Annotated in this window: 17 protein-coding genes; 5 read left to right on the top strand and 12 right to left on the bottom strand. The window is 72.1% G+C overall.

Annotation, left to right across the window (positions count from 1 at the left end):
* Positions 1 to 763: 763 nt before the first annotated feature.
* The 4 genes from ACESMR_RS07470 to ACESMR_RS07485 form a co-directional block, all read right to left on the bottom strand.
* Positions 764 to 1,330: a YkgJ family cysteine cluster protein gene (locus ACESMR_RS07470; protein ID WP_373046422.1), complete on the bottom strand. Its 567-nt coding sequence runs from the start codon at positions 1,328 to 1,330 to the stop codon at positions 764 to 766.
* Positions 1,331 to 1,395: 65 nt separating this feature from the next.
* Complete coding sequence (locus ACESMR_RS07475; RefSeq protein ID WP_373046423.1) at positions 1,396 to 2,130, bottom strand: 16S rRNA (uracil(1498)-N(3))-methyltransferase; 735 nt, start codon at positions 2,128 to 2,130, stop codon at positions 1,396 to 1,398.
* A gap of 5 nt (positions 2,131 to 2,135) precedes the next feature.
* Positions 2,136 to 3,023, bottom strand: coding sequence for a 50S ribosomal protein L11 methyltransferase (gene prmA / locus ACESMR_RS07480; protein WP_373046424.1), 888 nt, complete (start codon positions 3,021 to 3,023; stop codon positions 2,136 to 2,138).
* A gap of 36 nt (positions 3,024 to 3,059) precedes the next feature.
* Positions 3,060 to 5,678 carry a M16 family metallopeptidase gene (locus tag ACESMR_RS07485; protein WP_373046425.1) on the bottom strand — a complete coding sequence of 873 codons (2,619 nt, stop codon included), beginning with the start codon at positions 5,676 to 5,678 and terminating at the stop codon, positions 3,060 to 3,062.
* 224 nt (positions 5,679 to 5,902) lie between these two features.
* Between ACESMR_RS07485 and ACESMR_RS07490 the strand changes: the two genes are divergently transcribed.
* Positions 5,903 to 6,523, top strand: a complete 621-nt coding sequence (locus tag ACESMR_RS07490; RefSeq protein WP_373046426.1) for a hypothetical protein — start codon at positions 5,903 to 5,905, stop codon at positions 6,521 to 6,523.
* A gap of 184 nt (positions 6,524 to 6,707) precedes the next feature.
* Entirely contained in the window at positions 6,708 to 7,916 is a 1,209-nt protein-coding gene (gene hemW / locus ACESMR_RS07495) for a radical SAM family heme chaperone HemW (protein WP_373046427.1), read from the top strand.
* A 55-nt stretch (positions 7,917 to 7,971) separates the two neighbouring features.
* On the opposite strand, the gene ACESMR_RS07500 is transcribed toward hemW, so the two are convergent.
* From ACESMR_RS07500 to glmU, 5 genes are all read right to left on the bottom strand, one after another.
* A complete protein-coding gene (locus ACESMR_RS07500) occupies positions 7,972 to 11,724 on the bottom strand; it encodes a tetratricopeptide repeat protein (RefSeq protein WP_373046428.1) in 3,753 nt (1,250 codons plus the stop codon).
* Between the two features lie 119 nt (positions 11,725 to 11,843).
* A complete protein-coding gene (gene thpR / locus ACESMR_RS07505; RefSeq protein ID WP_373046429.1) occupies positions 11,844 to 12,404 on the bottom strand; it encodes an RNA 2',3'-cyclic phosphodiesterase in 561 nt (186 codons plus the stop codon).
* Between the two features lie 17 nt (positions 12,405 to 12,421).
* Complete coding sequence (locus tag ACESMR_RS07510) at positions 12,422 to 14,485, bottom strand: chloride channel protein (protein ID WP_373046430.1); 2,064 nt, start codon at positions 14,483 to 14,485, stop codon at positions 12,422 to 12,424.
* Between the two features lie 165 nt (positions 14,486 to 14,650).
* Positions 14,651 to 16,480: a glutamine--fructose-6-phosphate transaminase (isomerizing) gene (gene glmS, locus ACESMR_RS07515; RefSeq protein WP_373046431.1), complete on the bottom strand. Its 1,830-nt coding sequence runs from the start codon at positions 16,478 to 16,480 to the stop codon at positions 14,651 to 14,653.
* Between the two features lie 153 nt (positions 16,481 to 16,633).
* On the bottom strand, positions 16,634 to 18,088 hold the full coding sequence (gene glmU / locus ACESMR_RS07520; protein ID WP_373046432.1) for a bifunctional UDP-N-acetylglucosamine diphosphorylase/glucosamine-1-phosphate N-acetyltransferase GlmU: 1,455 nt from the start codon (positions 18,086 to 18,088) through the stop codon (positions 16,634 to 16,636).
* A 188-nt stretch (positions 18,089 to 18,276) separates the two neighbouring features.
* Between glmU and ACESMR_RS07525 the strand changes: the two genes are divergently transcribed.
* The 3 genes from ACESMR_RS07525 to ACESMR_RS07535 all read left to right on the top strand — a co-directional run bounded on the left by ACESMR_RS07525 (position 18,277) and on the right by ACESMR_RS07535 (position 21,606).
* Entirely contained in the window at positions 18,277 to 18,984 is a 708-nt protein-coding gene (locus tag ACESMR_RS07525) for a response regulator (protein WP_373046433.1), read from the top strand.
* A gap of 101 nt (positions 18,985 to 19,085) precedes the next feature.
* Entirely contained in the window at positions 19,086 to 20,798 is a 1,713-nt protein-coding gene (gene ggt / locus ACESMR_RS07530; protein ID WP_373046434.1) for a gamma-glutamyltransferase, read from the top strand.
* A gap of 7 nt (positions 20,799 to 20,805) precedes the next feature.
* Positions 20,806 to 21,606: a TatD family hydrolase gene (locus ACESMR_RS07535; protein ID WP_373046435.1), complete on the top strand. Its 801-nt coding sequence runs from the start codon at positions 20,806 to 20,808 to the stop codon at positions 21,604 to 21,606.
* Here the strand turns inward: ACESMR_RS07535 and ACESMR_RS07540 are convergent.
* The 3 genes from ACESMR_RS07540 to trxB form a co-directional block, all read right to left on the bottom strand.
* Positions 21,603 to 22,421 (bottom strand): class I SAM-dependent methyltransferase, encoded by an 819-nt coding sequence (locus ACESMR_RS07540; RefSeq protein WP_373046436.1) that lies wholly within the window; start codon positions 22,419 to 22,421, stop codon positions 21,603 to 21,605. The genes ACESMR_RS07535 and ACESMR_RS07540 overlap by 4 nt on opposite strands.
* Positions 22,422 to 22,501: 80 nt before the next feature.
* Positions 22,502 to 22,960 (bottom strand): cyclic pyranopterin monophosphate synthase MoaC, encoded by a 459-nt coding sequence (moaC, locus tag ACESMR_RS07545; RefSeq protein WP_373046437.1) that lies wholly within the window; start codon positions 22,958 to 22,960, stop codon positions 22,502 to 22,504.
* A complete protein-coding gene (trxB, locus tag ACESMR_RS07550; RefSeq protein ID WP_373046438.1) occupies positions 22,957 to 23,907 on the bottom strand; it encodes a thioredoxin-disulfide reductase in 951 nt (316 codons plus the stop codon). The genes moaC and trxB overlap by 4 nt, the downstream gene beginning before the upstream one ends.
* Between the last annotated feature and the right edge of the window lie 94 nt (positions 23,908 to 24,001).

Raw genomic sequence — 24,001 nt, forward strand, 5'->3', positions numbered from 1 at the left:
AGCTGCGCTCCCGGGGGGAGTCGCTGGCTCGATGGAATTGCGATTGCTCCGCAATTCGACGTTACTGGCTTGCTATTCAGTTTTCAGAGACCAACCTGTTCCGCTTCCCCGCCGGCCGGCCAGGCCGTCCGTCGAGGTGGGCGGCGCTTTTAGCTCGCCGCCGCTTTTCCGTCAAGCGGCTTTTTTCAGCCGCCTTTCGGCGCCGGCTTCTTCAACCGGCTGGAACCTCTCGGCTATTTGCCGAGTCCGATCCCGCGGACGCCCCAACTTCGGAGCCCCGCCCTCACCTTGCCGGCAGCGCCGGTTCGTCGAGGTGGGCGCGGCTTCTATCCCGCCGCGCCGTTTGCCGTCAAGCGGTTTCTTTCAACCACCGTTCGGCTCCGGCTGCTTCCAACCGGTCGGAACCATTCGGCTATTCGCCGATTCGGGTTCCTCTCTCGGCGTGCCGGCGATGCCGTCCGTCGAGGTGGGCGCGGCTTTTACGATCCGCGTCCCGTCACCGTCAAGCGTTTCGTTTCGAAAGGCTCTCCGGTTGCCGATCTTGCGATCGGCACGGCAGCTGGTAGGCCGAGGCCCCGCCTTCCACCGCCTCCCGCCGGGCGAACGCGCGAGCGTTGCCGCAGTTTTTCTGCGGGGTTGCCCGACCTCGATCCGAGGGGAGTTCCTCCGTCACGGCGCAAAGCGCAGCAGCGAAGGTTTGCGAACAGTAGGTTCGGGTCCGTGGTCTGTCAACTTCCGTGTGTTCGACGCAGCGGCGATTTGATCAAACGGGGCCCGGCGCTTCGCTTCGGGCCAGTTCCGCCAGGGCAAAGCGGGCCAGCGGGTCCAATCCCCGCTGCGCACACCAGCGGTGGTTCACCACGGCGAGGAGCCGGTCCACCAGCTCGGCGTCGAGAACGTCCGCGCCCTCAGGGAGGCGCTCCGTGAAGTTCAGGGGGCACCAGGTCGCCTGGCCCTTCTCGCCCAGGTCCAGCCCCACGGCGCCTGCAGGCACGAAGCCCGGCGGGTAGCGGAGCGGGAGCCCCTGGGTCCTGCAGACGAGGGGCCGCGCTTCGTAGATGCGGCAGCGCCCGTCGTCTCCGAGCATCACGCAGCGCCCTGCCTGGCGGGCCTCCGCCGTGGCGGCGATGGCGTCGCGCTGCGCCGCAGGCAGGCTGGCCAGATGGGCAGCCACCGCTGCAGCCTCCACCGGCGCCACCTCGAGCTCCACCTGACAGCAGGCGTCGCATCCGGCGCGGCATGCCATGTCGGCCGACCGGCGCCCGGCGATCCCGGCAGCGAAGGCTTCCACCCGCGCCACGGCGGCTCGGTACTCGTTCAGCTCGTCCATCCGTCCTCCCGATGCGGCGATCCAACCGGCGGGCGCCCCCGCGCGTTCCGCCGGCACGCGGGTCTTCAGCCCAGCTCACCGGCCAGGTGGAGCACCACGGCGAGCGCAGCAAGCCCCGCGGTCTCGGTGCGAAGGATGCGGGGGCCGAGCCCCACCACCGCCCCGCCGGCAGCGCGCACGGTCTCGACCTCGGCGGCGGTGAGCCCACCCTCCGGCCCGATCACCAGCGCCAGCGGCTCGCCCAGGTGGGCGGCAGACCAGGCGCCGAGGCGCACGATCCCCTCCTCCTCCCAGAGCACGGCGACCTTTTCGCCGCGCGAGGCGGCAGCGGCGAGGAAGGCCTGCAGGCCGGAAGGCTCGTCGACCGCCGGCACGTCGGCGCGGCCGCACTGCCGGGCTGCTTCTTCGGCGATCCGGCGCCAGCGCTTCGCGCGGTCGGCCCCCTTCACCGCGTCGAGGCGGACGACGCAGCGCTCGAGCTGCAGCGGCGCGATCCGCGCGGCGCCCAGCTCGGTGGCCTTCTGCACCACGAGGTCGAGCTTGTCGCCCTTGGCCAGTCCCTGCGCCAGCGTGATCCGCGGCGCGCGGGCGCGCTCGTGCCCCTCGCCGAGGGAGAGCGTCGCCGCGTCGTCGCCGACCTGCACGATCCGCGCGGGATAGACCTTGCCGCTGCCGTCGAAGACCTCGAGCTCGTCGCCAACCCCGAGGCGCAGGACACGCAGCAGGTAGTGCAGCGCATCGCCCTGCACCACCGCGCTGCCAGCGGCGATCTGCTCCGGTGGGACGAGGAGCCTGCGCATCGGCCCTACGCCCGCTCCATCCAGACCAGCGCCCAGTCGCCGCGGGTGCGGCGATCCCGCAGGCGCATCCCGTTCTTCTCGTAGGCGGCGATCACGTCGTCGGCCTGTCCCACGAGGATGCCGGAGAGGAGCAGCTCACCGCCCGCCTCCACCGTGGCGACGATGGGCCGCACCAGGTCGATGAGCGTCACCGCGAGGATGTTCGCCACCACCACCGGGAAGCGCTCGGCGACGGCCTCGATGCCAGTGCCCGAGGTCTCGATCTCCGGCACGCCGTTCTTGGCGGCGTTCTCCTTCGCGACCTGCACGGCCACGGGATCGTTGTCGATCATCACCACCCGGCCGGCGCCGAGCAGCTTCGCGCCGATGCCGAGGATGCCGCTGCCGCAGCCCACGTCGAGGACCGCAGCGCCGGGGCGCCGCTCCAGCACCTCGACCAGCCCCTCGAGGCAGAGCGAGGTGGTGGCGTGGCCGCCGGTGCCGAAGGCCATGCCCGGCTCGATCACCACGGCGAGCGAGCCCGCCGGCACCTTCTCCCAGGGCGGCAGCACCCAGATCTTCCCGGCGACGTGGAGCGGCTGGAAGTGGAGCTTCCAGGTCTCCGCCCAATCCTCGTCCTTGAGCCGCGAGACGCCGACGCGGATTTCGTGGCCCATCGCCTCCTCCTCGAGGCGGGAGCGGACGGCGTCGGCGATCGCCTCGCCGTCCACCTCACCCTCGAAGAAGCCGATCACCTGCGAGCGCCCCTCGGGCAGCGGCTTCATCCCGGGGGGCGGGAGGATCTCGTGGTCGCGGAGCTCGACCCCGCCCGCCTCCTCCTCGTGGAGGAGCCACGCTGCCAGATCGGCCAGCTCGTTGGGCACGTCGAAGGTGAGGGCGAGGTAGGTGCGCATGCCGGTGCTCTCTGGCGGAGCGCGAGGGCCCCGCCGTCAGGTCGAACGAGCCGGCGTTACCATGGCGAGGACGCTCCGGTCCATGACCAGATGGCGCCGCGCCGCCGCGAGGATCTGCTCGCGGGTGACGCTCTCGATCCGCTCCTGGTAGCGGGTGAAATTCTCCGCCCCCATGCCGTAGGTCTCGTCGAGGGCGATCACCGCTGCGCGGGCGGCGTTCTTCTGCAGGCCGATGGCGTGGCTGCCCACCAGGTAGCGGCGGGCCCGCTGCAGCTCCTCCTCGGTGATCGGCTGCTGCACCACCTTGTCGAGCTCCGCCCGAATCCCCGCCACCGCGTCGTCGAGCTTCTCCGGCGAGGTGCCCATGTAGACGGCGAAGTAGCCCGGGTCGATCCCCTCGAGGTTGAAGGCGGTGACCGAATAGGCCATGGACCGCTTGTCGCGCAGCTCGACGAAGAGCCGCCCGCCCTGCCCGGCGAGGACGCTGGCGAGGAGCTCGAGGGCGTGCCGATCGGGATCGGCGAAGCGCGCCCCCGCGAAGCCGAGGATGAGGTGCGCCTGCTGCTTCTCCATGTGCCGCTCTGCACGGCGCGGGGCCTCGATCGGCGCCTCGGGCGCCACCTGCGGCGGCGGGTGGCTGGCGGCGCCCTTCTCGCCGAAGAGCTCCTCCGCCAGCGCGAAGGCGTGGTCGGGATCGACGTCGCCCACCAGGGTGAGGACGAGGTTGTCCGCGCCGTAGTGGGTTCCGTACCAGCGCTGCAGATCGTCGGGGCCGAGGCGCTGGACCACGTCGAGCTCGCCGATCGGATCGAGGCGATAGGGGTGGGTCTCGTAGAGCGTCTGGGAGAAGAGGTCGAAGGCGACGCCGCTCGGGTTGTCGTCGCGGGCGCGGATCTCCTCGAGCTGCAGCGCCCGCTCCCGCTCCACCTCCTTCGGATCGAAGGCGGGCTCCCGCAGGCACTCGGCGAAGAGGCGGAAGGAGGCGTCGAAATTCCTGGCGAGGAAGTCGCCGCGCAGGCCGAAGGAGTTGCGGCCGGAGTTGCCGGCGAGGGAGCAGACCAGCTCGTCGCTCAAGGCGGCCAGCTCGCGGGCGCTGCGGCGCTTCGTCCCCTTGGTGAGGGAGCGCGCCAGCAGATGATGGATGCCGTTGACCGCCGCGTCTTCGTAGCGCAGGCCGCCCAGATACGCTGCACGGACCGCGACGATGGGCACCGCGGGCTCCTGCTTCACCAGCACGCGGGCGCCGGAGGGGAGCTGGGCCTGCACGATCCCCGCGCCGAGCTTGCGGCGCTGCACCGTGGAAGCCCGGCGGCCGGGCTGCGGCGCCTCCTGCTGCCGCGGCGCCTCCGCCGCAGCTGCAGGCTGCTGCCCCTGCACCGCCGCCTCCGCCTCGTCGGCGACCTTGCGCAGCATCTCCTCGCTCGCGGGGCCCTCGCTGCCGGTGAGCACCACGGCGTTGAGCCGCTCGGAGCGGAGGTAGCGATCGCAGGCGGCGCGGATCTCCTCGGCGGTCGCCTGGCGGATCCGCTCGTAGTAGCGCTTCTCGAAGTCGAGGGAGCCGGTCACCGTCTCGTAGAAGCCGAGCTTGCGGGCGGTGCCCTGCACCGTCTCCCGCTGCCAGATCGACTCCGACTCGAGCAGGCGCTTGGCCACCTCGAGCTCGTGGGCGCCCACCGGCTCCCGGCGCATCCGGTAGACCTGCCGGAGGATCTCCGCGGTGGCGGGCTCCACCTGCTCGTGGCGGAGCATCCCGCCCACCACGAAGAGGCCGGGATCCTTCGGCGTGTAGGCGTAGGCGTAGACCTCGTTGACGAGGCGCCGCTCGCGCTTGACCTCCATCACCAGCCGGGCGCTGTCGCCGTGGCCGAGGAGCGCGGCGGCGAGATCGAGGGCGGCGAGATCGTCGTGGTGCACGTCGGGGATCGGGAAGGCGAGCGCGAGGTGGGTCTCCTGCAGCGGCTCCTTCGTCACCTTCGCCCGCATCGCCTCCTGCGGCGCCTCGGCAGCACGGCCGGGCCGCTGGCCCACCGTCGCCTTGGTCGAGCCCCAGAGCGACTCGATCTGCCGCAGCGCCTTCCCCTCGTCGAAGTCGCCGGCGATGACGAGGCAGATGTTGTCGGGCGTGTAATAGCGCCGGTAGAACGAGAGCACGTCGTCGCGCTCGAAGGAACGCACCGTCTCCGGGTAGCCGATCACCGGCCGCCGGTAGGGATGGGCGCCGTAGGCCAGGGTGAACATCTCGCGGGAGGCGCGGCGCGAGGGCATGTCGTTCGCCCGCTTGATCTCCTCGAGGACCACCTCGATCTCGCGGGAGAGCTCGCCTGCGTCGAAGACCGAGTGGAGGACCTGGTCGGCGAGGACGTCGAGGCCCTGCTCGAAGAAGCGCGAGGCGATGGTGAGGTGGTAGACCGTCTGATCGAAGGAGGTCCAGGCGTTGACCTCGCCGCCCCGGGCCTCGATGTCCCGCGCCACCTCGCCGGGCCCTCGCTTCGCGGTCCCCTTGAAGAGCATGTGCTCGTGGAGGTGGGCGAGGCCCGCCTCCCGTTCGGTCTCGTCGGCGGATCCGACCTGCACCCAGGCCTGGAGCGCCACGACGGGCGCCGCGTGGTTGGGGTGGAGGATGACGGTGAGGCCGTTGTCGAGCTGGTGGCGCAAGGTGCCCTCCGGAGGGTCTGCCACACGGGCGGTGAAGCCTTTGCGGCGGGAAGAAGCGATGGGACGCGGGCCGTCCGGGGCGTAGCGGGACGGGCAGGCGTGCAACCGACCGAAGGTGCGGTTCCCGGCCGGGGCTGTCAACGCCATCCGCGGGGCTTGCCGTGATCGGGAAGGCGCTTGCGTGCTACTCTCCGAACCCCTGTTCTTTCCGGGAGATGCAAGCGATGGAGAAGCACCTGCCCTTCGCCGACGCGGACGAGGCCCTGCCCGAGATCGAGTCGAACGAGGTGGTCCTCGTGAGCGATACCACCGCAGGCCCCCGTGGCGAGACCGTCGAGGAGGTGACCGCGCGGCTCGAGGCCCTGCTCGCCGACACCCGCGGCGAGCTCGGCGCGCGGCTCGCCGAGCTCGAGGGCGAGGTCGAGGCGCTGCGCGAGACCGAGGCGCTGCACGTGCAGGAGATCGAGGAGCTGCAGGCGCAGCTCGCCAGCCGCGAGGCCCCGCGGGCGGAGGGCGGCGGCAACGCGACGCTCCTCTCCATGCTCCACGCCGAGCTCTCCGCGGCGCAGTCGGATCGGGAGCGTCTCGCAGCGCAGCTCGCCGAGGTGGAGGCGGATCGCGAGGCGATCCAGGACGACCTCGCGGCGCAGATCGCCAACCTCGCCGGACAGCTCGCCGCCCGGGACGCCGAGCTCGCTGCGGTGCAGCGCAAGGCGGGCGGGCCCGCGCAGGCCGGAGGCGACGAGGCCCTCGCAGCGCGGGTCGAGGACCTCGAGGCGGAGAACGGCTTCCTCCAGGCGGAGATCGACAGGCTCGCGGCGCAGGTGGCGGCGACCCGCCGCTGAGCGCGCGAAAAGCGAGCAGCTGGACGAGGGCGTGCTGCCAGAGGCGGCGCGCCCTTCTTCGTACGAAGCGCGCCACCGTTTGCGCATCACCAGAGCTTGCGCCTGCCTCCGATGCAGGCGAAGAAGCAACGCCCCGGGCTGCGAGCTGGAAGGCCACCACGACCCGGGTGTTGAAAGGGACGCCTTGGTCTCCTTCGCTTCGCGCTTCGGCGTCTACGTCCACTTCCCCTACTGCCTCTCCAAATGCCCCTACTGCGACTTCGCGTCGGTGGTGGCGGCGGAGGTGCCGCACGCCCGCTACCGCGACGCGGTGGCGAGAGAGCTCGCGCTCCGCGCGTCCGAGCACGGCAGGCCCGCAGGCGGCGTCGAGTCGCTCTACTTCGGCGGCGGCACACCCTCGCTCTGGGACCCGGCCTGCGTGGCCTCGACGATCGAGACGGTCGACCGGCTCTTCGGCATCGCCCCCGGCTGCGAGATCACCCTCGAGGCGAACCCCGGCGCCTCGGACGCGGCCCGCTTCGGCGCCTTGCGCAGCGCAGGCGTGAACCGCCTCTCGATCGGCGTGCAATCGTTCGAGCCGGCGATCCTCGCCGGTCTCGGACGGCAGCATTCGCCCGAGGAAGCGGTGGCGGCGCTGCGGAGCGCCAGGGCGGCGGGGATCGACAACCTCTCCCTCGACCTCATCTTCGGCGGCCCGGGGCAGACCCCGGCGATGGCCCGCGCCGACGTGGAGCGGGCGATCGCCCTGGGGCCCGAGCACCTCTCCTGCTACGGCCTCACCCTCGAGGGCCTGGCCGAGGAGGTGCGCCTCGCCAAGGACGTGAAGCGCGGCAGGGTGCAGGTGCCCGACGACGCGGCGCAGGCGGAGATGGGCGAGCTGGTGCGCGAGGCCCTCGCTGCAGCAGGCTACGAGCGCTACGAGATCTCGAATTACGCCAAGGCGGGGCGCGAGTCGCGGCACAACTCGCTCTATTGGCTCGGGCGCGAATACGTCGCCGCCGGATGCGGCGCCCACGGCTTCCGCCGCACCGCTGGCGGCGGCGGCTACCGCTACGGCAACCCGCGCAAACCCGAAGCCTATCTCGCGGCGGCGGAGGCTGGCGGCGCACCGGAGGTGGAGCGGGACACGATCTCGCCGGCGGAGCTCTTCGAGGAGCGGATCTTCCTCGGCCTGCGCCTCACCGCGGGCTTCGATCTCGAAGCGGCTGCACGGGAGACGGTGGGCGCGCTCCCCGCGGAGATGGAGCGCAGGCTGGCGAAGCTCGTGGCGCAGGGGCTGGTGGTGCGCGAGGGCAGCTCCCTGCGCTGCACCGAGCGCGGCCTCGACTACCACACCGAGGTGGCGGTGCAGCTGCTGCCGGACGAGACGGTGGCGCTGCCGGTGGTGGGCTGACCGAGGCGCGGGCGGGCCACAGCTGGTGCGGGGGCCCGTCGCCCGAGGCCGCGGATCAGCGCTGGATCACCAGCTCCACCGACTGCGCCCGATCCACCGCCGAGACCCAGGCGGCGAAGTCGCCGTAGGCCGCAGGCTCCACCCGGTTGCGGTGGAGATCGAGCGCCTCGCGAATCGCGATCGTCCTCCCGTCCACGGCGACGTCGCGCTTGTAGTCGCCGAAGGGCCCGTGCTCCCGCGCCGCCTCGACGCCGCCGACGAGCGTGGCCCCCTCGGGAAGCTCGAGCTGCACCGAGATCCGGGCCTGCTCCGCCGACGCCACGAGGAGCGGCGTCTCCCTGCTGCCGCGAGCGAGGAAGCGGCGGCCGAGGTTCGCCTGGAACATCTCGAGCTGCAGCCGCTGCCTGCCCTCGCCGAGGTCGCGGGCGAAGCCGGGGAGCCGGAAGGCGTAGCGCACCGCCACCCCGTCCGCCTCGTTCTCCAGCTCCAGCGACTCGAGGGTCAGGCCCGGGAAGATCCGCGCCAGCGAAGCCTCGATCACCTGCTTGCGCCGCTCGGGATCCATCCGCTCGAGCCCCGCCCGCGCTGCGGCGCCCTCGAAACCGAGGTAGCGCTCGACGCCGGTGCCGCTGAGGGCACCTTCCGCGTCGAGAACGAGCCGGAGCTCGGTGTCGCGCCCCTGCCTGCCGCCGTGCTTCGGCGTGGTCGTCCGCTGCGCCACGGTGCTCCCGGGCTCCGGCAGGATCCAGGCGGTGGCACCCTGCGCCTGCGGGGCGACGGCGCCGAAGGGGGCCCAGCGGGTGGTGGGATCGAGCCAGATCCAGTCGGCCTCGGGGCCGGGCCGCACCACCAGCGCCAGGTGGCCCCAGCGGCTGGCGTCGGGGAAGCGGTAGGGATCGGGGTCGACGTCGAAGGTGCGGACCGCCGCATAACGCGCGTCGATCCCCAGCGCGGCGAAGGCCGCCTTGAGCAGGAGGAGCCGGTTGCCCCGCTTGCTGGCGAGGACCTGCGCCGCGGAGCCGGAGAAGTTGCGATCGCTCCCCTCGATCTCCGCCATCGCCCGGTCGTAGACCGCCCGCACCACCTGCGGCTTCTCGCCCTGCGGCACCGAGGCGGCGATCTCCTTCGCCCAGCGCTCGATCTCGAGGGTGGGCGCGGCGGCGCCAGCGAGGTTGTCGGCGAAGAAGGGGAAGAGCCGGCTCTCGTCGGCGCCGGCGCCGACCTGCGCCCAGGGCAGGTACTCGCGCCGCGACGGCGCCACCGGCTCGGGCAGGAGCGCCGGCACGTCGGTGCGGCGCAGGGTCAGGGTCTTCCACCCGCCCCGGCTCTCGATCGCCGCCCCCTCCATGCCGTTGTGCACGTCGAGCTCGAGGCCCGCCTTCTCGTGGGCCCGGACGACGTAGATCGACTCGAGCATCGGGATGCCGGCGGAGCGGAAGTAGAAGGGATCGGCGTTCCAGCCCTGCATCGCCGGCGACGGCGCGCCGCGGGCGACGAGATAGGACTGCTCGACGTAGTCGCCGACCGCGAGGCCGGGCATCGAGATCGATTCTTTCCCGTCGATCTCCTCGGGGACGAGGATCCTGCCGTCGGGCTTGATCGTGCGAAGGTGGACCACCTCCGCGCCGCGGGGCAGGTGCACCTCGCCGAATTCGTCGATGCCGCGCTTGTCGAGGACCTTGGCGACCACGTGGATCTTCTCGACGTAGGAACCGTCCGGGTAGACCTCCACGGCGCCGAGGTCGAGGAGCAGCACCGCGGGGCTGTCGTAGGAGCGCGGGTTCTTCTCGAAGCTGCGGATGACCTCGAGGCCGTCGCGATCGACGTCGGCGAGGAGATCGGTGCCGGCCTCGAGGGCGGCCATGCGGCGCAGCGAGAGATCGCCGCCGTAGAGCGAGAGCGCCCGCTCCCGCGCGGCAGCGGCGCCGGCTGCGTCGCCCTTGCGCTCGAGGAGCTCCGCCCGGCGCCGGGGCAGCCAGGCGTTGCGGGGCCAGTAGGCCTCCTGCCTCTCGAGGATCGCCACCGCGTCGTCGATCTTGCCGGTGGCGACGAGGAGGTCGGCGAGGCGCAGCGCGGTGCCCGTGTCCTGGGGATCCTCGGCGCGCAGCTCGGCGGAGAGGCGGATCGCCTCGTCCAGATCGCCGCGGCCGGCGCGGTGGGAGGCGAGGCGCGAGCGGCCGTCACCGCAGGCGTCGAGGGCCTCCACCGCTGCGTCCACCGCCGCCACGGCGTCCACCCGGCGGGAGAGGTCGTGGATCATCGAGAGGCCGGTGCAGCGATCGCTCTCGGAGTCGGCGAGCTTGCGGGCGAGGCCCAGGGCCTGCGCGTCGAAGCCGCGGGCGAGGGCCACCCGGGCCCTGGCGAGCTCGGGGGCGGTGCTGCCCGGGGCGGCCTCCGCCACCTCGGCGATCCGCGCGAGCGCCTCCTCGTGGCGGCCGGCGTCGGCGAGGATGCGCGCGCCGGCGAGGAGCGCCATGCCGTGCCCCGGATCCCGGGCGAGCACCGCCTCCCAATCGCTGCCCGCGCGGGCCACGGCGATCTTCGAGGGCAGCGTGTCGTCGGATTCGAGGAGCTCCGCCCGCAGGGTGAGGAGCGGCGTCGCGGCGGGGGCGTGGGCGAGGGCCCTGTCGACCAGCGCGCGGGCGCCCTGCCCGTCGCGGCGCGCCGCATCGAGGGCTGCGGCGTAGAGGCCGACCACGCCACCCTCGCCGGCGAGGGCGCTGGCCAGCGCGGCGGCGTCGTTGCCGCGGCGCAGCGCCTCGGCGTCTACCAGCGCCGGGGCCGCGCCGGGACGATCGCCGGGGCCGGCGGCGCGGAAGCGCACCGGCGAGGGCGAGCCGTCGAGCGGCGCCAGCGCCACCCAGGCGTCGCCGGTGCCGCGGCCCCGGACGACTCGCACGGCGACGAGATGCTCGCCTGCAGCGAGGTCGATCGCCTGCACCACCTGCGAGCTCTTCGGCCCCGCGAAGGCGATGCGTTCCACCACCTCCTTGCCGTCGATCACCACCGCGGCGGTCGTGGCGTCGGTGGTGGCGAGGCGCACGGCGTAGCGTCCCCCGCGGGGGACGTCGGCCACCGCGAGCACGTAGTAGACGTCGCCGGTCGACTCCTCGCCCCGCAGCGAGATGCCGCCGCCGGGGAAGGAGAAGGGGCGCAGGCCGCGCTCGCCGTACGACGCCTCGACCGGCGCGCGCCGCTCCGGCGGAAAAGGCTCGTCGGCCTGGAGCGTGTGCCAATCGGAGAAGGGACCGACCACCGAGCCAGCGGTGAGCATCCCGCTGTCGGCGATCAGCGATGCGGCGGCCTGGACGCCGTCGCCGCCGCGAAGGACGCGGAGCGCGCCCCGGACCCTGGCGCGCACCTCGCCCGCGACCCGGTCCTTCTCGAGGAGCGCGCCGAGGCGCGTCTCCAGCATGCCGTCGATGGCGGGGGAGCGCCGGGCGAAGACCGCGAGCCTGCCGGCGGCGACCATCGCGAGAGGATGGCCGGGGGCGCGCTCCACCAGGGTGAGGAGCTCCTCCGCCTCCCCCTTCGGATCGAGGCGGCGGCGGGCGAGGTCGGCGCGGAGGAAGCGGGCCCAGGGGTCGCCGGGCTGCTCCTGCACCGCGCGATCGGCGAGGGCCGCGGCGCGCTTCGCGTCGCCGCCGTCGAAGAGGGCGTGCCAGCCTGCGAGCGCGAGGGCCGAGGCCTCCTGCGAGCCGCCCTCGACGCTGGCGGCTGCCTCGCGCAGGGGCTCCAGGGTGGCGCGGGGCCCGCTGGCGCAGGCGGTGGCGGTGAGGACGGCGACGAGGACGAGCAGACGGCGCATCGTGGCTTGGCTCCAGAGCTTTTAGCTTCGGGCGGTCGGTCGGGCGCACGTGCAGCATACGCCCCCGGGACATCCTCCAACCCGGTCGGCAGGCCGAACCTTTCCGGGGAATCGTCTTTTCAAGTACCGAGAGGCAGGCGGGCGAGGGCCGTGTAGGTCGCGCCGTGGGGCGAGAGGTGGCTCTGGTAGAGGACCAGCTCGCCGACGGTGAACGCGCCGAGATCGGCTTCCTTCAGCCCCTCCAGGCAGGCGCCGAGGGCCGGATCGCCGCGCCCTTCGCGGCTCCTGGCCAGGGTGAGGTGCGGGTGGAAGGCCCGCTCCTCCGGCCGGTGGCCGAGGGGCACGAGGGCCGCCTCCACGTCGCGCTGCAGCGAGGCCAGCGCCTCGCTCTCCCCCTCGAGCCCCACCCAGAGGACCCGGGGCCTGCGCTGGCCGCCGAAGCTGCCCACGCCCCTGGCCCGAAGCTCGATCGGTCGGTGGGCCGGCGCCACGGTGCGCAACGCGCCGGCGATGGCAGGGGCGAGTTCGCCTTCGACGTTGCCGAGGAAGGCCAGGGTGAGGTGCGTATTCTCCGGCCGGACCCATTTGGCGTCGGGCGCCAGCTTGCGGCCCTGCTCGATCAGCCGGGCGAGCCCGTCCGCCACCGCCTGCGAGGGATCCACTGCAACGAAGAGGCGCATCGGCCCACCCCGGTTCTTCAGGCCCCGTGCAGCGTGGTGTGGCCGGGGCTCTTCGCCACCGCCCTGCCGTAGGCCCGGAGCACGTCCCGCCGCGAGAGGAGCCCCACCAGCTCCCTGGGGTTCTCCCGCGACACCACCGGAAGGATGTCCACGTCCGAGGCGACGAGCTTCTTGAGCGCCGTCTCCAGATCGTCGTCCGGGGTGAGGGTCGCCGTCGCCGGCCTGGCGAGCTCCTTGGCCACCACCAGATCGGAGAGCCCCTCCTCGTAGAGGATGCCGCGGACGTCCTGCACGGTGATCAGACCGTAGAGCTCGTTGCGCGCGTTCACCACCGGGAAGGTCGAGTAGGTCGTGGTGGTGAGCATCGTGAGGATCTCCTTGAGCGCCGTCGACTCGGCGATGGTCGCGAGCTCGCGGGTCATCGCCTGTTCGACGTGCATCGAGCGCAGGACCACCTGCTCGCGGTGGGAACGCACGGAGATCCCGCGGGCGGAGAGCTTCACCGTGTAGATCGACTCGCCGAGCATGCGGTGCACCATCGTCGAGGCGATCACGCAGGTGACCATCAGCGGCAGGATGATCTCGTAGTTTCCGGTGAGCTCGAAGAGCATCACGATGCCGGTGAGGGGCGCCAGCGTGGAGCCGGCGATGAGCGCGCCCATCCCCACCAGCGCGTAGGCGCCGGGGACGGCGGTGTGCTCCGGCGCGAGCGAGTGGACCACGGTGCCGAACGCGCCGCCGAGCATCGCGCCGAGGACCATCGAGGGGAAGAAGGATCCGCCCGACCCGCCGGAGCCGAGGGTGAGCGAGGTGGCGACGGTCTTGGCGAAGAGCATCGCCACCAGCACGCCGAAGGAGAGCTCGCCGATCAGCGCGGCGTTCATCGTCTCGTAGCCGGTGCCGAGGGCCCGGGGGAGGATGAGGCCGATGATACCGAGGAGGAAGCCGCCGACGGCGGGCTTCACCGGCGGCGGGAGCTTGCCCAGCCAGGCGCCGACGCGGCCCCAGGCCTCGCCGGCGAAGATCTCCTCGCCGAGGAGGAGCGCGCGCACGTAGCCGAGGCAGACCAGCCCGGCGAGCACGCCGAGGATCGCGTAGGCGAAGATCTCGAGGCCGGAGACCATCTCGTAGGTGGGGCGAACGATCTCCTGCACGCCGCCGATCAGCGATTGCGAGGTGATCACCGCGGTCACCGAGGCGAGCACGATCGGCGTGAAGGTCCGCACGCCGAAGTCGAGGAGGATGATCTCGACCGCGAACATCGCGCCGGCGATGGGCGCGTTGAAGGAGCCGGCGATGCCCGCTGCTGCCCCCGAGCCCACCAGCACCAGCAGGCTGGAGCGGGAGAACTCGAGCTTCTGCCCGATGGCAGAGCCCACCGCGGAGCCGACCTGCACCACCGGCCCTTCGCGGCCCACCGAGCCGCCGCTGCCGATGGTGATCGCGGCGGTGAGGCTCTTCCAGATCGCCACCGAGGCGGGGATGCGGCCGCCGTGCACCGCCACCGCCTCGATCACCTCGGAGACGCCGTGACCCTTCGACTCCGGCGAGAGGTGGTGGACGAGGAGCCCCACGGCGAGGCCGCCGATGGTGGGGATGAGCAGCACGAGGAACCACGGCGCCTGCTCGAGGATCGTGGCGAGGCCGACGTGGGTCTGCGGGAAGGAGCGGTTGAAGGCCGCGAGCAACGTCAGCGGGTAGAAGAGGGCGAGGCCCACCGCGAGGAGCTCGGCGATGGTGCGGAACGGGTGGGCGCCGCCGGGGACCTTCTCACCAGGCGTGAGCGGGGTGAGCCGCGCGATCCGGTCGAGAATCAGCGCGAAGGCGATCGCCGCGCCCCCGACCACCAGGTATTCGAGGTGCCAGCGCGCGCGCAGCAGCTCTTCGAGGAAACGGCTCCGCCACAGATCGCCCCGCTCGCCCAGGGAGAAGATCACCGCGAAGGTGCTCGTCCGGAAGAAGAGCAGGTGGAAGAAGGCGATGGCGTTGGCGAAGAGGCCTGTGGCCAGACCGGCGTAGACGCCGACGATCGCGGCGACGACCAGCACCAGCGTCGGTTCGCCGGGGGTCGCGAGGCGCACCTTCCAGTCGGACGCCGTGCGCAGACGGGCCCAGGTGGACGGGTGCAGCCAGGGGGGGCGGGAGCTTCGTTCTGAAGAATGATCCATTCGCTTGCGGGCATCCCTACCCGCAAGAAGTTGCAGGTGCAAGGGCCGCAAGCGAATGGATCGGCGTCGCCCTTCTGGCTACTCGACCGTCACGCTCTTCGCCAGGTTGCGCGGCTGGTCCACGTCGGTGCCGCGCAGATCGGCGACGTGGTAGGCGAGGAGCTGGAGCGGGATGCTCACCACCACCGGCGCGAGGAGCGGGTCGCAGGCGGGCACCTCGAGGACGTGGTCGGCGATCCGTGCGACGTGCTCGTCGCCCTTCGTCACCACCGCGATCACGTGGCCGCCGCGGGCGCGGACCTCCTCGATGTTGCCGACGGTCTTCTCGTAGGTGGGATCGAGGGTGGCGATCACCACCACCGGCAGATCCTTGTCGATGAGCGCGATCGGGCCGTGCTTCATCTCGCCTGCGGCGTAGCCCTCCGCGTGGATGTAGGAGATCTCCTTGAGCTTCAGCGCGCCTTCGAGGGCGCTGGCTGCCTGGGGACCGCGGCCGAGGAAGAGGACGTCGCGGGCGTCGACGAGCGACTTCGCCACCTCGAGGACGTGCTTCTCGGTGTGGAGCGCCTCCTCGACGATGGTGGGCAGCTCCACCAGCTGGCCGAGCCAGCGGCGGCCGCTCTCCACGTCGAGGGTGCCGCGCAGGCGGCCGAGGCGCACCGCGAGGAGCGCCAGCGAGACCAGCTGCGTGGTGAAGGCCTTGGTGGAGGCGACGCCGATCTCGGGGCCGGCGTGGGTGTAGAGCACGTCGTCTGCTTCCCGCGGGATCGCGGCGCCGAGGACGTTGCAGATCGCCAGGGTGCGGGCGCCGAGGCGCTTGGCCTCGCGCAGCGCGGCGAGGGTGTCGCTGGTCTCGCCGGACTGCGAGATCGCCACGGCGAGGACCGAGCCGTCGATCACCGGCTCGCGGTAGCGGAACTCGGAGGCGAGGTCGACCTCCACCGGGAGCCGGGCGAGACGCTCGATGAGGTGCTTGGCGAGGAGGCCCGCGTGCCAGCTGGTGCCGCAGCCGAGGATCACCACCCGCGCGATCGCCTGCGCCGCCTTCGCGTCGATGGAGACGTCGTCGAGGAGGACGTCGCCCTCCTCGAGGAGGCAGCGGCCGCGCAAGGTGTCCGCGAGGGCCCGGGGCTGCTCGTGGATTTCCTTGTGCATGAAGTGGCGGTGGCCGCCCTTCTCCGCCATCACCGGCGACCAGTCGATCCGCTGCGCCTTGCGATCCACGGGATGGCCGGCGAGGTCGGTGAGGGTCACGCCGCTCTTCGTCACCACGGCGAAGTCGCCCTCTTCGAGGAAGATGACGTTGCGGGTGTAGGCGAGGAGCGCGGGGACGTCGGAGGCGATGAAATTCTCGCCCTCGCCCAGGCCCACCACCATCGGCGAGGCGTTCTTCGCGGCGACGAGCTCGCCGGGATGGGCCTCGGAGGTGACGAGGAGCGCGAAGGCCCCGCGCACCGCGGCGAGGGCCTTGCGCACCGCGGTGGGCAGATCACCTGCGGCGCGGAGCTCGCGGGCGATCAGGTGCGCGAAGATCTCGGTATCGGTCTCGCTGGTGAAGGTGTGGCCCTGCTGGCGCAGCTCTTCCCGGAGGGCGAGGTGGTTCTCGATGATGCCGTTGTGGACCACCGCCACGCCTTCGAAGCGATGCGGGTGGGCATTCTCGTCGGAGGGCTTGCCGTGGGTGGCCCAGCGGGTGTGGCCGATGCCGGTGCTCCCCTCGACGGGCTCGATCGCGAGGCGGTTCTCGAGGTTCTTCAGCTTGCCCTTGGCCCGGGCGATCTGCAGCCCCTGGGCGCCGAGCACCGCGACGCCGGCGGAGTCGTAGCCCCGGTATTCGAGCTTGCGCAGCCCTTCCACGAGGATGCCCGCTGCATCCTGCTCCCCGACGTACCCGACGATCCCGCACATGTTTCGAATTCCCCTCCGCCATGCAGGCGGCGTTGCGCCGCGACTTTGCAGGAGAAGGCCGCTTCGTCGCAAGCAATGCGTCCGACACCTGACGCAAGACGGCCCGGCACGCGCGGGGAGGGCCGGGCCGTCGACTCGTTCGTTCGGGTGGGTTCAGCTGCGCCGGGTGCGCCGGTTCGCCGCCTTGCGGGGCTGCGCCGTCTTGCGGCCCTTCGCCCTGCCCTGCCCGGCCTTGCGGCGCTCCACCCAGCCTTCCTTCACCACCTGCTCCGCCCGCGAGAGGGCGAGGGCCCCTGCGGGCACGTCCTTCACCACCGTGGAGCCGGCGCCCACGTAGGCGCCGTCGCCGACGGTGACCGGGGCCACCAGCTGCGTGTCGCTGCCGATGAAGACCCCGTCGCCGAGCACGGTGGGGAGCTTGTTCACGCCGTCGTAGTTGCAGGTGATGGTGCCCGCGCCGATGTTGCAGCGCGCGCCGACGGTGGCGTCGCCGACGTAGGCGAGGTGGTTGGCCTTCGAGCCCCTGCCCATCGTCGTCTTCTTCGTTTCGACGAAGTTGCCGATGTGCACCTCTTCGGCGAGGACGGTGCCTGGACGGAGCCTGGCGAAGGGGCCGATCTGCGCCCGATCCCCGACCACGGCATCCTCGAAGACGCTGTAGGGCTTCACGGTGACGGAGGCGCCGACCGTGCTCGCCTCGATCACCGAGCCGAAGCCGATGCGGCTGCCGGCGCCGATCCGGGTGGCGCCGACCAGGCGCACGTTCGGCTCGAGGGTGACGTCGGCGCCGAGCTCGACCTCTTCGTCGATGTAGGTGCTCACGGGATCGAGCATGGTGACGCCTTCGCGCATCCAGCGCTCGGCGAGGCGGCGCCGCAGCACCTGCGCCGCAGCAGCGAGCTCGACGCGGTCGTTGACGCCGGAGACCTCCTCGACCTTCGCCTCCACCGCCACCGCGGGCTTGCCGGTCCGGGCCGCAGCGGCGACGAGATCGGTGAGGTAGTACTCGCCCTGCGCGTTCGCGGTGCCGACGCCCTTGAGCGCCTTCCAGAGGAACGCCGCATCGCAATCGTAGAGGCCGGCGTTGCACTCGCCGATGGCGCGCTGCTCGGCGCTCGCGTCCTTGTGCTCGACGATGGCGCCGACCCGGCCCCGCTCGTCGCGGACGACGCGGCCATAGCCGGTGGGATCGGCAGGGCGCATGGAGAGGAAGGCGACGGGATTCTTGCGGCCCGCCTGCGTCAGCGTGCGCATCGTCTCGCCGGTGAGGAGGGGCACGTCGCCCGAGAGGATGAGCACGCGGCCCTCGTAGCCGGCGAGGGTGCGGCGGGCGGCGAGCACCGCGTGGGCCGTGCCCTTCTGCTCCTTCTGCACCGCGAATTTGAGCGGCGCCCCGGGGAAGAGCGCCTCGAGTCGCGCGCGCACCTCGTCACCCTGGTGGCCGACGACGACCACCACCGGGTCGCAGCGGAGCTCCAGCGCGCGGCGGACGGGATACCAGGCCAGGGGCTTGCCGTTCGCCTCGTGGAGGACCTTGGAGAGCCCGCTCTTCATCCGCGTGCCCTTGCCAGCTGCCAGAACGATCGCTGCTCGTGCGCTCTTCTTCATGGTCGGGCACCATAGGGACCGTCCCGCAGGTGGTCAACGGGCGGCCGGTCTCCCTCGGTCATGGGAGGCGCGTGCAACGTTGCCGCGGCGATCCTCCCTCGATCGCGTACAAAGTGACACACTACATGGAGCAGCGCCGCGTTCTCTGCTAGACCCGTCTGGCCCTCTTCAACTGGAGCACCAACGCCGTGGCGAATCGCATTCGTGTGGCCGTCATCGAGGACGACTCCCTGCAGCGCGCGCTCTGTGTCCAGGTGCTGGGCGCAGCCGGCGACATGATGGTCGTGGGCGCGTACGAGACCGGTCGCGGTGCGCTCGCCGAGCTCACCTCCGGCCCGCGCCAGGTCGACGTGGTCGTGGTCGACCTCGGCCTGCCCGACCTCGCCGGCGCCGAGGTGGCGCGGCAGCTCACCTCCCTCGCCGATCCGCCCGAGGTGGTGGTGCTCACCGCCCACGGCGAGCGGGGCATGGCCCTCGAGGCGCTCAAGTCCGGCGCCTCCGGCTACCTGCTCAAGGGCTCGCCGAGCGAGGTCGTCGACGCGGTCCGCGTCGCAGCCGGTGGCGGCTCGACCATCGCGCCCGCCATCGCCCGCTACCTCCTCGACGAGGTCCGGGTGCCGGGCCAGGAGGGCAACGCCTCGCTGCGCGACGTCGGCAGGGCTGCAGGCGGCGATGCCAACGATCGCAACGACGAGCGCCCCGCCCTCACCCGCCGCGAGCGGGAGGTGCTGGCGCTGCTGGCCAAGGGCGCCACCTACGAGGACGCGGCCCGCCTCCTCGGGATCAGCCTCGGCACCGTGCAGAGCCACGTGAAGAGCCTCTACCGCAAGCTCGAGGTCTCCTCGAAGGCGGAGGCTGCTGCCGAAGCGGTGCGGCGCGGGCTCACCTGGCCGTAGGGCCGTAGCGGCCTCTCGGCACCAGCCGGCTTGGCGTGCAAGCGGACGGATCGGCTTCCCTCGTGGTTGCCCGCGCACCTTCGCCCCGCTATGCGGGGGGGATGCGCTCTCTCGTCCTTCTCCTCGGCCTCCTCCTCGCCCTCCCCGCAGCGGCCCTGCCCGCGGCGGGTCGCAAGGGCATGGTCTCCACCGCGCACCCCGCTGCGTCCGAAGCAGGCGCAGCGATGCTGCGCCAGGGTGGCAACGCCGTCGACGCAGCGGTCGCGGCCGCCTTCGCCCTGGCGGTGGCGGAACCCTATTCCTCCGGGATCGGCGGCGGCGGCTTCGCCCTGGTGCGCTTCGGCGAGGAGCTCGCCTTCGTCGACTTCCGCGAGACCGCGCCCGCCGCAGCCACCCGCGACATGTTCCTGCGGGACGGCAAGCCGGTGCCGGAGCTCTCCCGGGACGGCGCCCTCGCAGCAGGTGTGCCCGGCGCGGTGAAGGGCTATCTCGATCTCCACCGGCGGTGGGGGAAGCTGCCGCTGCGCACGGTGCTCGCGCCGGCGATCCGGATCGCCGCCGAGGGCTTCCCGGTGAGCGACCGCTACCAGGGCTACGCGCGCTGGCGCTTCGAGATGCTCGCTGCGGACGAGGAGGCGACGCGGATCTTCCTCGTGCAGGGGAAGAACGGCCCCGAGGTGCCGCCGCTCGGGCACCGGATCGTGCAGAAGGATCTGGCGGCGACGCTGCAGGCGATCGCCGCCCGGGGGGCGAAGGGCTTCTACGAGGGCGAGGTGGCGCAGAAGCTCGACGCCGACATGAAGCGGCGCGGGGGGCTCGTCACCGCGCAGGACCTGAAGAGCTACGAGGTGGTGAACCGCGATCCCCTCGTGGGCAGCTACCGCGGCCACGCGGTGGCGACGGCGCCCGCGCCTTCCGCCGGGGGCCAGGTGGTGCTCACCGTGCTCAACGTGCTGGAGACGCTGCCCGAGGAGACGAAGTGGCGCGATCCGGCCGCGCTCCACGTCTACGTCGAGGCGCTCAAATACGCCTACGCCGACCGGGCGCTCTTCGGCGATCCGGCCTTCGTCGACGTGCCGATGCAGCAGCTGGTGGCCAAGGATCGGGCCCGTCGCCTGCGCGAGCGGATCAAGAACCGCGCGACGCCTGCAGCAGAGGTGAAGCCCGCCACGGCGGTGGAGGGGATCGAGACGAAGGGGCTCGAGCCCGCCTCCGCCGGCACGGACACCACCCACCTCAGCGCCGTCGACGCGGAGGGCAACGCCGTGTCGATGACCACCACCGTCAACTACGGCTTCGGCGCCGGCATCGTGGCCCGGGGCACCGGCGTGCTCTGGAACGACGAGATGGACGACTTCGCGATCGCGCCCGGCGTTCCCAACGTCTACGGCGTGGTGGGCGCCGAGGCCAACGCGGTGCAGCCGGGCAAGCGGCCGGTGTCGTCGATGGCGCCGACCATCGTCTTCGCCGGCGCCACCACCGACACGCCGGTGCGCTTCGTGGTGGGTGCGCCCGGCGGGCCGACGATCCCGACCACGGTGCTCCAGGCGATCCACAACCACTTCACCTTCGGCGCCGACGTGGAGAAGGCGGTGGCCCTGGGGCGCGTCCACCACCAGCACCTGCCCGACGTGACGTGGGTGGAGCCGCTGGGCCTCGACGTCACCACCAGGAACCTCCTCGAGCTCCGCGGCCACGTGGTGAAGGAGCGCGAGCCCTGGGGCAACGCCACCGTCGTCGCCGTCGATCCGGAGACCGGCGTCCGCACCGGCGCCGCCGATCCCCGCGGGATCGGCGTGGCCGTTGCCGAGTAGAACGACCATGGAGCGCGGCCCCGCGATCTTCGATGCGAGCATCCACCCGCTCTTCCTGCCCGAACAGGATCTGCGGGACCTCGCCTTCTTCGGCGTGGGGGGCGCCGTCGCCGTGGTCGGCGACGAGATCGAAGGGCAGGAGCCCGAGGATCTGCTCGCCGCCTTCGCCCGGCTGGTGCGGGAGGAACCGCTGCGGTTGCGGCGGGCGGGGATCACGCCCTTCGTCGCCCTGGGGATCCACCCGCGCCGGATCCCCGCCCACGGCCTCGAGCGGGTGATCGCCGAGCTGCCCGCGCTCTTCGACGAGGCGCGGGTGGTGGCGGTGGGGCCGGTGGGGCTCGAGGAGGGCGGGCCGCTGGAGGAGGAGGCCTTCCTCCGGCAGCTGGAGCTGGCGCAGAGCCTCGGGACGAGGGTGATCGTGCGCACGCCGTCGCGGGAGAAGGCGCGGCACACGCGTCGGCTCCTCGGGCTGCTCCGCGAGAGCGGCATCGAGCCTGCGCGGGTGCTCGTCGGGCAGGTGAACGCGCAGACCGTGCGGCTGGTGCGGGCGTGCGGCTACGCCGCGTCGATCTCGGTGAGCCCGCTGCGGATCCGTGCAGAGGATGCGGTGGCGCTGGTGCGACAGCTGGGCTCGAGCGACCTCGTCCTCGCCTCCGAGGTCGGCGCCGGGCCCGGCGATCTCCTCGCGCTGCCGCGCACCGCCTGGCTGCTGGGCCAGGCGGGGCTCTCGCCGGAGATCGTGCGGCGGGTGGCGCGGGAGAACGCCCTCGCCTTCTTCGGCATCGATCCGGCGGCGGCTTTCGCCTAAGCCTTCCTGCGCAGGACGAGGACCATCCGCCAGCTCTCCGGCGAGCTGTCGAAGGGCGCGTCCGCCTCGAGGGCGCCGTGAATCTCGGCGAGTTCGAAGGCGCCGCTGAGGCGCACGCCGGCCTCGAGCTCGGTGCGCGTCCAATCGCGCATCGGCACGCGTTCGTGGATCGTCTCCTCGCCCTCCGGGCCGCGGACCTGCAGCTCCACGTGGGCCTCGAAGATCTGCCGCAGTGGATCGTAGGGATCGTCGGGCGTGCCCCAGCGGGTGCGCACCTCGAGGCCGAAGCGCTCCACCGTCCAGGGCTGCGAGGTACCGGCGGGCCGGGGTCCCCTGCCCACGAAGTCGGCGGGGTGCTGCACCTCGAGCACGTAGACGCCGTGGGGCTCGAGGTGCCGGGCGACGGCCTGCAGGTGCTGGACGAGGGCGTCGAGATCGTAGAGATGCGCGACCGAGTTGATCATCAGCGCCGCCAGCTCGAAGCGGGCGGGGAGCTCGAAGTCGATCATGTCGGCGCAGGCGGAGTCGACGGGGGCGCCGAGCAGCTCGCTCTTCTGCCTGGCGTAGTCGCACATGGCAGGCGCCAGATCGAGGGCGGTGGCGCTGGCGCCGCGCCGGGCGAGCTCGATGGCGTGGTCGGCCGGGCCCGCAGCCAGCTCGAGGAAGGAGCGGGGTTGGCGGCCGGTGCCGCTCACCCGTGCGAACCAGGCGCAGAGGGCGTCGACCTCCGCGGGATAGTCACGGTAGCTGAAGGCGATGTCGTAGAGCAGCGGCTTGTCGTAGACCGACGCGCTCGTCCCCGACCGGGCAGTCATGTTTGGGATCCCTTCGGTGGCGGCGTCTGCCGCTCGTCCGGGATCGTAGCGCGGCGGGGAGGTGCCGCGCCACGGATGCTTCAGGTGCCGGGCTGCGGCGTGCTGCGGATCCAGCTGCCGTTCTTGCCGCCGTGCTTCTCCTCGAGGCGCACCGCCTCGATGGTCATGCCGGGATCCACCGACTTGCACATGTCGTAGACCGTGAGGCAGGCGGCGGAGACGGCGGTGAGCGCCTCCATCTCCACGCCGGTGCGATCCCGCGTCTCCACCCGCACCTGCACCCGCACGGCGGAAGCCGCCTCGTCGAGGGTGAGCTCCGGCACCACGGCGGTGAGGCCGATCGGGTGGCAGAGGGGCACGATGTCCGGCGTGCGCTTGGCGGCCATGATCGCCGCGAGGCGCGCGGTGGCGAGCACGTCGCCCTTCTCGATTTCACCGGCGGCGATCTTCCGCAGCGTGGCAGGGGAGAGGTGCACCGCACCGCTCGCCAGGGCGATGCGGTGGGTGCTCTCCTTGCTCCCCACGTCGATCATCTTCACGGGCGGTCGTCCACCCAATGCTCGAGGAAGCGCTCCGCGTCGAGCGCCGCCATGCAGCCGGTGCCCGCAGCGGTGATCGCCTGGCGGTAGACCGAGTCGATGGCGTCTCCGCAGGCGAAGACCCCGGCCACGTCGGTCTTGGTGCTGCCCAGGTGGGTCTTGATGTAGCCCGCCTCGTCGAGGGGGAGCTGCCCCTTCACGATCTGGGTGTTGGGGTCGTGGCCGATGGCGACGAAGAAGCCGGTGCAGTGGACCTCGGCCTCGTCGCCGGTGTGGAGGTTCTTCACCACCACGCCGGTGACGCCCTGCTCGTTCCCGAGGACGCGGCTCACCGCGCTGTTCCAGATGAACGAGATCTTCGGGTTGTTCTTCGCCTTGTCCTGCATGATCTTCGACGCGCGCAGCTCCTCGCGGCGGTGGATCACGGTGACGCGGGAGGCGAATTTGGTGAGGAAGGTCGCCTCCTCCATCGCGCTGTCGCCGCCGCCGACCACCACGACCTCCTGGCCCTTGAAGAAGAAGCCGTCGCAGGTGGCGCAGGCGGAGACGCCGCGGCCCCAGTAGTCCTTCTCGCCGGGGATGCCCAGCCAGCGCGCCGAGGCGCCGGTCGAGACGATCAGCGTCTCGGCGCTCCAACAGTCGCGCCCCTCGTCCACCTCGACGAGGAAGGGGCGGCGGCTCAGGTCGACCGAGGTGACCATGCCCTCCACGAAGCGGGTGCCGAAGCGCTCCGCCTGCTCGCGGAAGAGGTTCATCATCTCCGGCCCCATGATCCCCTTGGGGAAGCCGGGGAAGTTCTCGACGTCGCTGGTGATGGTCAGCTGCCCGCCGGGCTGCGGGCCCGAGATGAGAACCGGCTCGAGGTTGGCGCGGGCCGCGTAGATCGCGGCGGTGTAGCCCGCGGGCCCCGAACCGATGATCACCACGCTCGCTTTCTTGTCTGCCATCCGTGCATCTCCCTGCTTCAGTGGCGGCGGAGACTAACACACCGCCCGTCCGATGCTCGCCCCAAGCGCCACTGATGCGCTGCCTTCGGGCGTG

The organism is Vulgatibacter sp., assembly GCF_041687135.1.
Taxonomy (GTDB): Bacteria; Myxococcota; Myxococcia; order Myxococcales; family Vulgatibacteraceae; genus JAWLCN01.

What these genes read in the sequence shown, in the direction of transcription:
- ACESMR_RS07470 (WP_373046422.1), bottom strand. Translation starts at nt 1,330, where the DNA reads ATGGACGAGCTGAACGAGTACCGAGCCGCCGTGGCGCGGGTGGAAGCC.
- ACESMR_RS07475 (WP_373046423.1), bottom strand. Translation starts at nt 2,130, where the DNA reads ATGCGCAGGCTCCTCGTCCCACCGGAGCAGATCGCCGCTGGCAGCGCG.
- prmA (WP_373046424.1), bottom strand. Translation starts at nt 3,023, where the DNA reads ATGCGCACCTACCTCGCCCTCACCTTCGACGTGCCCAACGAGCTGGCC.
- ACESMR_RS07490 (WP_373046426.1), top strand. Translation starts at nt 5,903, where the DNA reads ATGGAGAAGCACCTGCCCTTCGCCGACGCGGACGAGGCCCTGCCCGAG.
- ACESMR_RS07500 (WP_373046428.1), bottom strand. Translation starts at nt 11,724, where the DNA reads ATGCGCCGTCTGCTCGTCCTCGTCGCCGTCCTCACCGCCACCGCCTGC.
- thpR (WP_373046429.1), bottom strand. Translation starts at nt 12,404, where the DNA reads ATGCGCCTCTTCGTTGCAGTGGATCCCTCGCAGGCGGTGGCGGACGGG.
- glmS (WP_373046431.1), bottom strand. Translation starts at nt 16,480, where the DNA reads ATGTGCGGGATCGTCGGGTACGTCGGGGAGCAGGATGCAGCGGGCATC.
- glmU (WP_373046432.1), bottom strand. Translation starts at nt 18,088, where the DNA reads ATGAAGAAGAGCGCACGAGCAGCGATCGTTCTGGCAGCTGGCAAGGGC.
- ggt (WP_373046434.1), top strand. Translation starts at nt 19,086, where the DNA reads ATGCGCTCTCTCGTCCTTCTCCTCGGCCTCCTCCTCGCCCTCCCCGCA.
- ACESMR_RS07535 (WP_373046435.1), top strand. Translation starts at nt 20,806, where the DNA reads ATGGAGCGCGGCCCCGCGATCTTCGATGCGAGCATCCACCCGCTCTTC.
- ACESMR_RS07540 (WP_373046436.1), bottom strand. Translation starts at nt 22,421, where the DNA reads ATGACTGCCCGGTCGGGGACGAGCGCGTCGGTCTACGACAAGCCGCTG.
- trxB (WP_373046438.1), bottom strand. Translation starts at nt 23,907, where the DNA reads ATGGCAGACAAGAAAGCGAGCGTGGTGATCATCGGTTCGGGGCCCGCG.